Source organism: Cellvibrio fibrivorans (assembly GCF_031457055.1).
Classification (GTDB): domain Bacteria; phylum Pseudomonadota; class Gammaproteobacteria; order Pseudomonadales; family Cellvibrionaceae; genus Cellvibrio; species Cellvibrio fibrivorans.
In genome coordinates this window covers 561,671-575,997 of the sequence record NZ_JAVDVX010000002.1, presented here as the reverse complement: position 1 = coordinate 575,997, position 14,327 = coordinate 561,671, and the positions used below count along the sequence as shown (strand labels likewise).

Sequence of the window (14,327 nt, the reverse complement as noted above, 5' to 3'; positions counted from 1 at the left end):
TTCCCGGAAGCGGCTGTATAGCCAATACCCTAATCAACAGTCGCTATATTGCTTACCACGGAATGTAAGCGGCTGCGCAGCAATACTTGCCCTGTCCCTACATCCACTTTATCTTGATACTGAACCCAATCTTTACCGTTATTAAGGCTGTACTCGATACCAATTCCGGGTAACGATGAATTAGCACTTAGCTGGTTGTTAACGCGAATACCGCCGGGGGGTGGCAAATAAAATTTAACGCCTGACTGTTCCAATTTGGGTAACTCTTTTGCAACCAAGGTGGCCGCGAACTCTCGCCAATCAGTAGCGCGTTTGCTCACATCAGGACTATCACTTTCCCACTCCGCCTTAAACCATGCGCGCTCTGCCAATACAATTACACGCGGGAAAATCATGGTTTGTAATTGTTCTGCAGTCCTGATGGTTTCAGTCCACACCTGCCCTTGCATACCCAGAACATGCCCGGGTTTTTTCAGCGGTGGAAGAATGCGGCCAACCAAGCCATTTAAATTGGTTATTTCATTTCCAATAAATGTCCTATCGGCATTGGCGTAAAGATTATCTGGCATAAAACCAAATACTTTTGCGAGATCGGTATAACGTGTTGCCCAGTGGTAGCCGCGCTCCCCTGCACTGGCTTCATGTGGGTGATCAAAATACAAATGTGTTGCACCGGAAATAACAACATCGTAACCGTTATTGGCTAAACGATGCGCACGGTCAGCGACACCGGCCTCCCAGATATTGTCCCAAGCATTGGCGATCACGCGTTTATTGAATAATTGGTTGCGGTTAAAGGTATTGTTCGGGTCGTACATCAAACCGTCTTCCCAACCCATCAAATCGAGGCCACGTTTGTTGGTCATTTCAGAAACACGTTGGACAAAATAGGGTTTAAGGTCAGCTACACCGGCTACGCCTTTATCATTGTTGGCAAATAATTGAGCACACGCGGGTGATGAAGTCCAAGCACCTGCACCGACTTCATCGCCACCCATGTGGAATACCGTCAGTTTTTGCCCTGCTTTGCGATACATTTGTTGCAGTTCGTAAGTCACCTTTTCAATAAATTCATAGGTGGATGGCAAGCAGACGTTGGCTGCGTTATCCGAATAACTTTGCACCGACATGTAGCGGGATTTGTCCTGTGGATCACTCAGTAGATATTGCTCTGCAGCGGCTTTTTGACCAGATGCCATTAACTTTTTATAGCGTGCCTCCATGGATTTAATGGCAGCGCGGGAATGGCCGGGCATATCTATTTCCGGGATAACATCAATATGCCGCTGCGCTGCGAATTTAATAATGTCAGTAAAATCTGCTGCCGTTAAATAGCCATTGCCAGCTGCTGATTTACTCGGGCCATTACCCAATTGCGTCATCAAGCAGGTTGTTTCGGTTAAATCGAAACAGCGGAATGCACCTACTTCGGTTAATTCCGGCAAGCCGGGAATTTCAATTCGCCAACCTTCGTCTTCCGTCAAATGCAAATGCAGCTTATTAAGTTTGTAACGCCCCATTTGTTCAACCAGCGACAGCACGGCTTCTTTGCCGTGAAAATTACGTGCAAGATCGTAATGCATGCCGCGCCATTCCGCCCGCGGCTCATCAAATACCCGCAGCGCAGGCACTGATTGCACGGTTGCTTTTTCTACTGGCAACAGACTCAATAAACTTTGTACTCCGTAAAACACACCCGTCGCGGTACCGGCTGAAACGGTAATTTTTTCGCTGGTAATATTTAGCTCATAGGCTGCAGAATCCGCGAGTTTTTTATCAACACTGAGTGCGATAACTTGTTGTTTGGGAATGTTGGTAGATACTCTTTTTTCAAGCGACAAGCCTGCATCATGCAACCGCTGCTGCAAATAACCGGATTCAAACGCAAGGCCACCAACTTCAATAATCACCCAGCGATTATCAATTTGTGCGCTGCCCTTGCTGTAGGTTACATTTTTGGGTGTCGGAACTATCTTTACGTGTTCAGTATCTACATCCAATTGGTTAATCGCCATATTGGTGTGATAACGGCTCTTGGTGGTTACAACGGAATAAAAGTCTTTAGGCGTATCAAAACGTAAAAATTGTTCTGGCTTAATAAAGGGATCAACAAAAGCTTCAAGGTTTTCAGTATCGGTATTGGCAAATACGGCTGCATCCCCTGCGGTATTGGCAATAAATGCGCGCGGCATAAAATCGCTGTAACTCACGATGTGGCCACGTGCCACATAGGGAAACCGCAAGGATTTTCCAGATGTTAAACCCGGGAATTTATCAGTGGGCGAAAGCTCATAAAGATCACCTTGCAGATGCTTAAAGGTAAATTCGGCGGAGTCACTCGACAATATGCGTTTGACCGAGTGAATATAAATTCTCCAATTTCCCTCTCCTTTTGGTAAGGCCAGGGAGGAATTATTATTGATAGTCACTTGCGCAGTAAAAGCACCTTCGCGGCCAAAATTACTGACTGTGCCAAAGCGCAATTCCGCGTTTTGGGCAAACACCCTTAAATCCGCCGATGAAAGCGACCCCGCGCACACCTGACCCGCAATAAGAACAAGCCCTGCAACTGATAAATATTTTTTCCACATAGTGCTAATACCTCTACCACATCAAACCCTGGGGTTTGATTAACAATAAAAATGACTGCCTCACAGAGGCAGTCTGTAACGAATCAATAGACTTCCAACTCAAACAGCGAGAAGCCCCAGGCAGGCAATGCCTTCGCTGTGCCGTTGATGCGGACATAACGCCCCGTGCCACTTAGGCCGGTTTGGTCATTGACCAGCGCTGTATTTCCCGTAACTGAACGCAGTGTTGTCCAGTTATTGCCATTAGTAGAAATCTGGATTTGATAAGCCGTTGCGTAAGCGGCTTCCCAGGTTAATTTCACCCGGGTAATGCTGTATGAAGCACCCAGATCAACCTGAATCCATTGTGAGCCGGAATAAGCACTTGCCCAGCGGGTTGTGGTGGTATTGCCGTCAACTACTTTTGCCGGTTCATAACCCGCTGCGATAAATGAAGATGCCGTAACCGATTTATTCAGCGCGCGATTTGTTCCAGAACCACCGCAGCTACCGCCTACGCTTAAGCTCGCATTGGTTGAGGTAAAACTGGTGGGATTATTTGCATCGTAACTAATAACCCGGGCCGCATAATTACCCACATCTGCTGCACTGATGTTGGAAACAGTGAGCGATGCCGTGCGTGCGCCAGCAATGTTTCCACCATCAATCAAGCACTTGCCATTTTTCATCCAGCAATAACTTTTGTTGGTAGCAGAACTCGCGACAGTAAAAGTGCGCGACTGACCAGCGCAGGCAGTTTGATTGGTGGGATTGCTGGTAATGTGATTGGGTTTAGCAGCGTAAATAGCGGGAAAATGATTGTATAAAAACCAATTGGAACCCACGACTTGAAGATTATTTTTCCAGGTGGCATTCAGTGCGTTGTAGCCGGTAATCCAACTTTTAAACGCTTTATCATTCGGGTTGGTTGCCAACCAGTTGCCCATAAAATAGGTTTCGGCATCGTCAGTAGTTGTTGGGCCTTCATTGGAAAAAATGGGCGCTATGTTCACTTTGCGGCTGGCACCAGCGAGGTACTGCAAACGCTCTATACCGTAATTAATAATTTCCGTATCGGTCTGGCGATAAAAATGTACCAATACACGATCAGCTGCATCACCCAAGCGCGCGCCTTCTGTAGCGGTAATCCAGCCAATATAAATTTCAGTGGTTAAGTTATTGGCAGTACCAAGATTTTTGAAGTAATTCAGTACATTGATGGTTTCATCAAATTCAGCAGCTCGGTTAGTTGTAGAACGCCAAAATTCACGCTCCACATTGAGCACATCAATTCGCTCGTTAAATGCATGGCTATTGTTGTAATCGACAATGTTGTTACCAAATTGTGATTCCGCTAATGCTGCCCCCACTTGCTGCACGCCATACTGGGTTTTTGCACGGGAAATCAGCGATGCCAATTGTGTTGCACGGGTAGAATTGGCCACTAATCCTTGCAGGTCGTACATGATCAGGTAATTGATGCCGTTGTCGCGCGCAAATTTGAGCAAAGTATTTTCAGCTGCGGCATCACCCAATACGCCAGCGATTCTGGAGGTTGAATCAAGCTTTACATACATTGCATTAATATCAGCGCAACCGCCACCGACATAGGCATTACAGGTTTGTTGTGCGCTAACTGAATAACAAAAAATAGATGATGTGATAAGTAACGATAGAAATTTAAAAATACCAAGGTTGAATAATTTTTTCATATAACACCTTTATCGGATAACAAACATTATTGTGTGATTAACGCTATCTACAGCAAAGATGTGGTCCATTACGCAGTACTTCCTGTTGAACACAAATTTCAGGCAAAAGGGGAAAAAGGCCCGGCCGAAGCCGGGCAAACGGGAGTCACAACTAAAGGACAATTAAGTAAGAACGACAAAAACCTAGAGCTTGGCGCGAATACCAAAGGTGTATAAAGCACCGGTATCTTCAAAACCAATAAATTGGTTTTTGTAACGGCCATATTTGTTGACGGTTTCGCCGGTGACGTTACTGCCTTCAACAAACACCGTAATCTTGTCGGTGAAATCGTAACTCGCACTGACATCAACCGCGCCATAGGCATCGTAATGAACAGGTTCACTACTTGGCCCGTTAGATACACGGCCGAGGAATTCGGTGCGGTAGTTATAGGCAACACGCAATTGCAGGCCATTTTTATCGTAAAAAACCGTTGCGTTTCCGGTGTCACTAATACCTGGCAACGCAAATCGTTGGATTGCACCAGCAGCACTTAGTGACGCATCGCTGTTCACAAATGTGTAGTTACCGGATAAACCAAATCCATTTTCAAACACGTGAGTCCAGTTAAGTTCAGCACCTTCTATAGTGGCCGACTCACCGTTTTGTGGACGCGTAACGGTAAACGTTCGCCAAGCCGGATCTTCAACATCAACAATCGTTTCCAAGGTTTCCGGCAAACTCATGGTCACGATAAAATCGTCGATATCTTTTTTATACAACGCCACAGCAATCATGTTCGCATCGTCGTAGTAGTACTCAAATGACACGTCCAGGTTTTGCGATACAAAGGGTTTGAGGTTCGGGTTATTACCACGCGCCGTACGCACTGAAGTCGTCGTTGTCTGATATGACGTGTAGGGAGCCAAGGCGGTTAATGTTGGACGAGTCAATGTCTCACTAAACGCAGCGCGAATATAAAAATCTTCAGTAACTTCAAGGCGCGCATTGAGCGATGGCAACCAATTGTCGTAATCATTTTTCATCGCAACAGCGGTACCTGCTGCATCCGCAAATTGTTGTACCAACCAGGGTGATGGTGGTCTGCCCGGCTCAGCAGCTTCTCGCTCAAGCCCAACCAATACTTGCGTAGTACCTGATGATGTCAATGCAGTATCGGTGTAACGCACACCGCCCGACACATGCAACGGCATTGCAAAAATATCTGTATCAGCTGCAGCTTCTAAATAGAAAGAAGTAACATCTTCTTCGATGATGGAGGAATCGTTGGATTTAACGGCATCCCAACTGCTTCCATTGGCCAGGAATGCTTCTTTTGAGGCGATACCCGCCGGTGTATTTGCGCGTGTACGACCGTCAATGTTTTCTGCCATCCAATTGCGATAGGCAACCGGATCAATCATGTAAACATCGCCGTTTAATCCGCCAAACACATTGCCCGGTTTTAAAACGCCTTTAATAACTGCATCTGTATCCATGACTTGCTGGGTTGCAAGGCCGTGATACATACGACGAATCAAATCGGGAGTTTTCCAGTATTCGGTCGCTTTTTCTGCAACGGTATTGTTCGCACCAAATTTCACTTGTGACAGGAATGAATCAGCTGGAGACCACTCAAAATCCAATTTGAATTCGTGGTTTTTGGCTTTGTTGTAAACACCATCATTCGAATTAATACGCGCGCGCAAATCTTTCATATTGGCGCTGCCCATTTCCGGTGTTATGGCTGCGGGATTAGCGTACTCAAGGGTTGGAATACCACCATTGGAGGTCATGATGTATCCAGGTCGATCCAAAAATTCAACGATGTACAAACGATCCAAACCACGGTTGTCGAGAATCGCATCGGACATGGAAATATCGGCGATCATTTTCCATTCGTCAGAAATATCCCAAGCCGCATTTAAACCGCCAACATTGGATTCTGTCGGGCGCTCGGTGGTCGTCAATAAATGCGCATAACCGGTGATATTGTAGCCAGCGTCATATCCGTGATTGATGACGTTGTAGAAACCGTGCTCATCAATTTGATTCAGCGGAGATAAAGTCGGCGCCCACATGTAAGAACCAGTGGAGTATTTTGATGTAGACGAATCATATTTGGAGTGGATTACATCTGCAGTTAATACCAGATCATCGGTTGCCTGCAATTGCAGCACTAAATTACCACCAATACGCTCGCGGGTTTCGTTGGTGATGCCCGCATACAAACTTTGGATGCGGTATGTATCTTCTTCCAAACCATCACCTGAATAAGCGTAACCGCCCGCCCAACCCTGTGAAGGATTGGTGAAGTTTAAAAAAGGTTCTTCAGTGGTTTTGGAAATATGTTCGTTCTCAACGGTATATTTCGCGCTGGAACGCTCTTGATAAGTGAGCGATGCAAGCACACCCAATTTTTCATCGTTAAACGTGTTACTGACAATAAATGATGCCTGTGGACTCGTGTCTTCGCTGTTTTCTTCATACATACCTTTGATGCTGCCTGCAGCATGGAAGCCATCAAAGTCAAAAGGACGTGCGGTAATAATATTGATAGTACCGCCCAAACCGCCCTCTTTCAGGCCGGCGTTAGAGGTTTTGAATACATCAACCGTGCGCACCAATTCAGAAGCAAGAGTATCGAAGCTGAATGCGCGGTCTTCGTTTTCCGTTGCCGGTGAGCGACCGTTGATCAACACTGCGCTGAAATCCGGCCCCAAACCGCGGATGCTGACAAAGCGCCCTTCACCGCCCGCGCGATCAATCGCCACACCGGGAATACGCTGCAATGAATCGGCGATGTTGTTGTCGGGGAACTTACCCAAATCCTCAGCGGTAATGCTGTCGCTGACCAATTCTGAATTACGCTTTTTATCGATACTGCGCCCCAGGCTCGCTGCAATACCCGTGACCACGACTTCTTCCAGGTTTTCATCGACAGTTGTATCTGCTGCCTGAGCACTCCCCAGTGCCAGTGTCGAGGTCATGGCTGCAACCACTGCCATCGACATTCTTGATTTTATGAACATAACAGCGTCCTCCTCGGACCTTTTTCTCGTTGGTTATCTCTCATTGGCTGCGTGGTCTTGTTGCTTGAGCGATCAACCTGACACTGGGTCTCTCCTCCCAGTGTAGGCTGGCTTATCTCCAGTGCAGCCATAGTTACCCAACGGAAAATAGGTAGTCGCTTCACTTTGGCGCCAGACGCAAAATGCTCCGGCTCAGTTTTGACGGAAAAGCGACCCACTTTTAATTAATTGATTTATAAAGAGTTTCAACAAACCAACTTAAACAATCCGGAGAATATGGGTCGGATTATTCACTGTTTTTAATGCTGGATAAACGCGCAGACGGGCACAAGCGCGAGAAAATACCAAGGCTACCGAAAGTCGCACTCGGCAGAAGGCATGGAAAAGAAGATAAAAAGAAAGCGGAGGTAGAATTAACGCGAGGTTACTTTTTATGCACCAGGTTTAATCTTTTAAATACCAATCATCGCGATAGGTTTTCACCATGTCGGGATACAACACCGTCATCACCGTAGCGATAAGACCGTTTACAAAACCTTCGGGAAAGGTCATCAACACAAAAACAATGAAATGCTCTTGAGTAGTTGCGAACTGAACATCACTACCTGTAACTGCAAATAACAACATGGCAGCAAGGCCGAGCCAGATACAACTTAGCATCGCGCCAAAAAATCCAACACCCCAGAAATAGGTGAAAGGATTTTTGAACTTCCAGCGATCCACCAACCAAAGTACACACCAGGCCCATCCCACCGGCACAGCGACGCTTAAACAAAAATCGACCGGCAAGGTGCTCAAATCAAACTGTGCGACGGCGACATCCCAATCCAGTGTGAGTGCATGTAGCGGTACTTGATAGATCTCCAGCGCAACCAAAGCCATGGCTCCGATTAAGGTCGCAAGGCTCCAGCCAAATACCATGGTGGTGACTGTCATTAATAAAGGATGAATTGCCAAGGTATCGCGCACCGATACTTGCAACAGCCACAACAGCGCCAGCGCAAGTATGGTGGCAAATAATGCATGTTGGCGTGCTTGGCTAGTGAGCACTTGTTGCCAGGGAGCATGGCGGACTGCCAATAATAAAATCGGGAGGGTGATACAGGTGGTTAGCCAGAAAAGCAGCGAATTGGTTGCGAGTAAGAGATTCATATAGGACATAAATACGCATCCAACTCGCGAATAGTTGGATGCGTGCTGTAATTAGACCTTCGCCTCAACAAAACCCTGCCCTTGTAAAACGCCGCGAATTTTTTCGGCTGTTTGTTTTAACACCTCACCATCGGCATTTTTTGCAAACGCGAAACTTAAATCATCCATTGAGTCCATGGGCACCAAGTGAATATGGGTGTGGGGAACCTCAAGGCCTGCGATCATAAAACCAACGCGGGTTGCGGGATAAGCCACTTTCAATGCGTTGGCGATGTTGTGGCTCACTTGCATTAAGTGTGACGCAAGATCCAATGGCAAGTCGCTCCACTGATCAATCTCTGCGCGCGGGATCACTAACACATGGCCCTGGCGTATAGGCTGAATAGTCAGGATGGCGACGGCCTTGTCATCTTTCCAGACAAAATTACCGGGGATTTTTCCTTCCATAATCATTGTAAAAACACTTGCCATGAGAAACTCCTAAAACTATTTATTAATAAACGGCAATGCCACGCCGCAACAATTCCCGCGCGAGTATTTCGTCTACCTGATGAATATTTTCATCGCGAAACTCGACGTAAGCAACCTTGTGTTTTTTGTAGGCCTGATTTTTTTCCAGTTCGCCGCTAATCACCGCCGCACGGTTGTTTTCCAATCCGAGTTCATCGGCCCAACACTCGATACAAAGCTCAGCATCAGGCAAATAAAAATCCGCAACCGCAGAATCCAGATCCCACAACAGAGAATAATCGCGTGCATGGATAACACGGGTCAGGTACAGCCAATTATCGATGCGGCGCTGCACTGCGTTATTCACACTGTGACCATCTAGTGTTGGATGACCAGCTAAGCCTTCATCGCCAGTAATTTGCAAGAGCGAGGCGATAAGCTCGGGTTCATCCAGAATTGTTTCCGGCCAGGTTACAAAAGGGATGCCGGAGTCAGCTTCCTGTTGCTGCCCGCCCATCTTCTTGCCTTTGGCGGTTATCAGCCAGCCGCGAATATGTTTCTTGATCAACCCTTTCTCGGCGAGCAACAAATTAACGAGGCGCGCGGGAATATCCCATTTATGGGCAAGATTGGTCGCACTCAAAGGAGCTTCCGGTAGGAGCTTTAATAGCGGATGCTGCTGGATCGATTCTGGCCAGGCAATATATTCGCCATATTTGGGATGATTGACGTAAATGCCACCCTCAAACTTACCTTTCTCGGTCAGCTGCCAATGGTTATCCACTTTGACGATCCAGCCACCGGTAGTCAGCAGGATAAATAGCTCTTTGCTCTCCTTATTAATCAGACGGGCAAGCGCGGTGGTAGAGATATGTCGTTCAGCCATAACATTCAGCCATAAAAGGGAATCTTTATTAAGGATAGAAGTGTAAACCCAGCCCCTCGCGCCGAACAGTCCGTTTCGCCAAGGGCGCTCACTTATGCAATTTTGTGCGCGATATTGCGCCGGCTTAGCACTAATTTGCGACGGGATTCAAATTTAACTGGCCTTGAAAGCCGCAAGCCTCTATACTCCGCGCACTTTCAGTAACCCCTCTCTTGATCGTGAATGTCTTGCCATGGGGTAAATGCTGAACAGACTGGATGTCTGAGGGCTGCCCGACCATTTGTTATATTTTTAGACACTTGGTAGATATTTACGCTGATCGATTCTGTTTTTCAAATCTCTTCAGCCTGCCCCATAGTATGCAATCGGTTATACGAATCGGAGTTTGTGGATTGCATAAACGTCTGCTTTGCAGATGACGCGGGAATTCGTTGATTAAATCGCCTTTTACGACTGCACTTGTGCCCTGACTCCTTGAGTTAATTTCACACGCAGCCGAACCTTGTATGTAGTTCATACGCTTAGCGATCAATCATCGCCCCCCACTTTATTGTGTTTGCCCATTCACTGTTGCCCTCCTTTATATTGGGCGATGCTTTTCGCAAACACCCATTAAAAAACTAATAAGAATCAAACCGTAAAAAAGTACAGATGCAGCGTTTCGCTGTTGTCTCGTGATTTTTTGCGTGCGATTTTTATGTTTAAACACAGGTTATTACATGTCTGAACCCATTATGTTTTCCGATTTAGCCCTCTCTGAACCCGTTATGCGCGCCATCCAAAAAGTTGGCTACGAGCAACCATCACCCATTCAAGCAGCTGCAATTCCCGTGTTGCTTGCGGGTGGCGATATACTCGGCATGGCACAGACCGGCACCGGTAAAACGGCGGCATTTGCATTGCCTTTGTTGTCTCGCATTGACACCAAGCAAGCAGATCCACAAATTTTGGTATTGGCACCGACGCGCGAACTCGCGATCCAGGTTGCAGAAGCTTTCCAAAAATACGCCAGTGAAATTCCTGGTTTCCACGTGCTGCCGATTTACGGCGGCCAGGATATGACGAGCCAACTGCGCTCATTAAAACGCGGTGCCCACGTAGTTGTAGGTACTCCAGGTCGCGTAATGGATCACTTGCGTCGCGGCAGTTTGAATCTCAATAATTTAAAAGCACTGGTACTCGATGAAGCCGACGAAATGTTGCGTATGGGTTTTATCGATGACGTTGAATGGATTTTGGAACACACGCCAAAGACTCGCCAGACCGCATTGTTCTCTGCCACCATGCCGAAAGAAATTCGCCATGTGTGCAACAATTATTTGAACAACGCCACCGAAATTAAAATCGCCAGCAGCCAATCAACCGATGCCAATATTGAGCAGGTTTATTGGATGGTCAGCGGCACCAACAAACTCGATGCGCTCACCCGCATTCTGGAAGTTGAACCTTTCGACGGTATGATTATTTTTGTGCGCACCAAAACTGCCACCGTTGAACTCGCCGAAAAATTGGAAGCACGTGGTTACTCTGCCTCTGCACTCAACGGCGATATGAACCAACAATTGCGCGAGCGCACCATTGAGCGATTGAAAACCAACAAGCTCGATATCGTTATCGCCACCGACGTTGCCGCGCGCGGTATTGACGTTGAACGTGTAAGCCACGTGGTGAACTACGATATTCCGTACGATAGCGAAGCCTATGTTCACCGTATTGGTCGTACTGGCCGCGCTGGTCGCAGTGGTAAAGCGATTTTGTTCGTTGCTCCACGTGAAAAGCGTTTGCTTTATACCATCGAAAAGGCAACTAAAAAGCCCATCACTTTGATGGAATTACCGAGTGGTGCAACGGTTACCAAACATCGTATCGACCAATTTACCCAGCAAATCACCGACACCTTGCAAGCGCAAGCTGACCTGAGCTTCTTTAACGATTTGCTGGCTGAATACAGCCACAAAAATGATGTATCGCCAGAACAAATTGCCTCTGCCCTCGCCTTTTTGTTACAACGCGAGCGTCCATTGCAAGTGAAATTTACCGATGTGAAACCTGAGCGTGAGCGCAGTGAACGTGGCGGCCGCGATGAGCGTAGCTCGCGTGATGATCGCGGTGGTCGTGATGGTGGACGCGATCGCGGCTCACGTGAAGATCGCCCGCGCCGCGAGCACAATGACGAGAACATGGATCGCTACCGCATTGAGGTGGGTCGCAACCACGAAGCTCGCCCAGGCGATATCGTTGGCGCTATCGCTAATGAAGCAGGTATCGAGAGCCGTTTCATCGGCCACATCAAATTGCACGATGAGTTTTCTACTGTCGATTTGCCCACCGGCATTTCAAAAGACATTCTTGCCAAATTGAAAAAAGTGCGCGTGCGTAACCGCCCATTGGAAATTTCTCTGGATACTGGCCCACGCACTGGCGGCGATGATTTTAGCCGCAAACCAAAACGTGACTTTGGTCCGCGAGAAGGTGGTGGCCGTGACTTTGGCAATAAAGATGGCGGCCGTGACAAACCACGCTTCGGCGAGCGCGATGGCAAAAAAACCAGCTTTCGCCCAAAGAAAACCGATTAATTTGTAGCGATTATTAATATTGAGTTTCTTGTTAAGTAGTCGGATGAATAATTCGGCTACTTAAACTCCCTTGTCGTCATAACATGCAAATGTTATGGCGATTTTTTTATTCATCAAATCGCAGCTTTCCCTTTACATCGCTATTCACCCGCTCCAACATTTTTTCACTTTCCGATTGACCACCGCAGGCTGTGAAATACCAATTTTTGGGTGCGCCGATTTTTGTGTTCGCGGGAGAACTCATACAACCTCCACTAGGCAACTTCACTACCGTTGCACCGGCCGGATCGGTAAACGTTTGCAAACCTGAATCTTCAACTCGCATCAGTGTTGGTTTGTTTGCCTCAGCAGAGAGCCGTGCGCGCAGACCGGGATGAAATACATTTTCTGCGATTGCAGCAGTGGAATGAGAAGCCGATTGCGCGTCATGTCTCTCAGCAATCTCTTTTAGCTCTTGCGCTGACAGTGGGTCGATCACCAATCGAGTGGCGGGTTTGGCTGCAAGCGGTTTTTCAACTGTGACAATTTTTTCCGCAACAACAGACGAGGCAACAACCTTTGGTTCTACATTCGAAACATGCGGGATCTCAATAACACCCGGTGTGATTATCTCTGGCGCAATTTCCGGTGTCTTAACGGGTGTTTGACGCAAATCAATATGGAGTGTTGGAGTCGGTTGAGGATGAAATTGTTTTTCGCCAAATTGGAATAGCAGTAAGGATAAATGCAGCAACAAGGATAAAAGTAACGCCAGCCATAGCAAAGTCGATCGCTGCTTGCGCACAGGCTCGACCGATTCTGGATTGGTACCCGCAATGGAGAGATGGGAAAAATCAACTTCCCTGAATTCAGGAATGCTAGCCAACATGCTTGTAGTGCCAGAAAAAGTGCCAGTGATAAAAACTTATCTCTAGACCCACAAGCAGTTTAAAAGTTCGCGCTGTTATTGCACTGCATTCATTTCACTTTAAGCAATTTATTTCACTCTACGCAAAGGAACGGACGCCAAAGCGGCAGGAGCGCAAACAGATTGGCCAAAATAATTTTTTACTTCTTTGCGTTTGTTGCGGCTTATGGCCACTTTCAATCCATTAGTCATGACACAGTAAGCATCGGTAGTAGTGATATGAACTTTCACAATATGTTTTTTGGCAACCCAATTGGCGCGATGCACCTGCATACCGGAATCCACCAGGGCTTCGGCGTAATATTTCAAACTGCCCAAGATCATGGTTTTTCCGAGCGTCGTATATACATTGAGATAATGCAGATCAGAAGAAATGGCAACTATATCCCTGCCAAGCACCTCCGGCAGGCGTTCATATAGATGTTCCAAACGCTGCTTGCGCTCTTGAATCTCTTTTTCAGTCTCGTCAAAACTGTCATCTGGAGCATCGGGCTCGGATATAGTCGTCAACACGGGTTTATTTAACAGATAGGGTAAGTTTACGGTGTACCAGCTCATCAACATGATAGGCATCACACACGCAAACTCAGCAACAATTGCCTGCCACCATCCCTGTGAAGCAAACTCATCCAATGCACCATCAATTAACTCGGGTGGATACATTAGCTCCACCACACAATAAAGCGGTGCAGCCAGAGCCGCGCCTATAACACCGGTGATACCCAAGGATAGTACTGTGGACAGCTGCGCCAACCGCCAAAACCTTAAGCAGTAACTCGCCAATAAAATGGCCAATAACCCGATTCCAATATGCAGCACCCAAAAACTGAAACGCGCCCAGAATCCCAATCCGGCCGATGCTTCGGGTTTCACCAGGGTAAAGAGCACACTCAAAGATGCAGCCACTAACAACAAACTGGTTTTGATTGGCGTCGCGCCCAGGACGGTCCCATTCACTAACATACTGTAGCTTCCTGATTGTTTATCGTTCATTGTGCATTTCCCTTCGGATTCCGCATGTTTTTTTGTATGGGTGGCAGTTTTTATTCATCAAAAGTCAAT

General features: G+C 47.0%; 9 protein-coding genes. 1 reads left to right on the top strand and 8 read right to left on the bottom strand.

Annotated features, from left to right (window positions below; genetic code table 11):
• Positions 1 to 29: 29 nt before the first annotated feature.
• The 6 genes from J2X05_RS07310 to J2X05_RS07285 form a co-directional block, all read right to left on the bottom strand.
• The gene (locus J2X05_RS07310) at positions 30 to 2,591 is read right to left on the bottom strand and encodes a family 20 glycosylhydrolase (protein WP_310070664.1); all 2,562 of its coding nucleotides are present in this window, start codon (positions 2,589 to 2,591) and stop codon (positions 30 to 32) included.
• Positions 2,592 to 2,674: 83 nt separating this feature from the next.
• A complete protein-coding gene (locus tag J2X05_RS07305) occupies positions 2,675 to 4,282 on the bottom strand; it encodes a discoidin domain-containing protein (RefSeq protein WP_310070662.1) in 1,608 nt (535 codons plus the stop codon).
• Between the two features lie 183 nt (positions 4,283 to 4,465).
• Positions 4,466 to 7,294 carry a TonB-dependent receptor gene (locus J2X05_RS07300; RefSeq protein WP_310070659.1) on the bottom strand — a complete coding sequence of 943 codons (2,829 nt, stop codon included), beginning with the start codon at positions 7,292 to 7,294 and terminating at the stop codon, positions 4,466 to 4,468.
• 444 nt (positions 7,295 to 7,738) lie between these two features.
• Positions 7,739 to 8,455, bottom strand: a complete 717-nt coding sequence (locus J2X05_RS07295; protein WP_310070656.1) for a hypothetical protein — start codon at positions 8,453 to 8,455, stop codon at positions 7,739 to 7,741.
• Between the two features lie 42 nt (positions 8,456 to 8,497).
• On the bottom strand, positions 8,498 to 8,917 hold the full coding sequence (locus J2X05_RS07290) for an HIT family protein (protein WP_310070653.1): 420 nt from the start codon (positions 8,915 to 8,917) through the stop codon (positions 8,498 to 8,500).
• A 22-nt stretch (positions 8,918 to 8,939) separates the two neighbouring features.
• On the bottom strand, positions 8,940 to 9,782 hold the full coding sequence (locus J2X05_RS07285) for a 4-alpha-glucanotransferase (protein ID WP_310070651.1): 843 nt from the start codon (positions 9,780 to 9,782) through the stop codon (positions 8,940 to 8,942).
• Between the two features lie 719 nt (positions 9,783 to 10,501).
• On the opposite strand from J2X05_RS07285, the gene J2X05_RS07280 reads away from it, so the two are divergent.
• A complete protein-coding gene (locus J2X05_RS07280) occupies positions 10,502 to 12,358 on the top strand; it encodes a DEAD/DEAH box helicase (protein WP_310070648.1) in 1,857 nt (618 codons plus the stop codon).
• A gap of 106 nt (positions 12,359 to 12,464) precedes the next feature.
• Here J2X05_RS07280 and J2X05_RS07275 read toward each other — a convergent pair whose 3' ends face one another.
• Positions 12,465 to 13,226 carry a hypothetical protein gene (locus J2X05_RS07275; protein WP_310070644.1) on the bottom strand — a complete coding sequence of 254 codons (762 nt, stop codon included), beginning with the start codon at positions 13,224 to 13,226 and terminating at the stop codon, positions 12,465 to 12,467.
• 108 nt (positions 13,227 to 13,334) lie between these two features.
• Positions 13,335 to 14,258, bottom strand: coding sequence for a LytTR family DNA-binding domain-containing protein (locus J2X05_RS07270; protein ID WP_310070641.1), 924 nt, complete (start codon positions 14,256 to 14,258; stop codon positions 13,335 to 13,337).
• Positions 14,259 to 14,327: the final 69 nt, after the last annotated feature.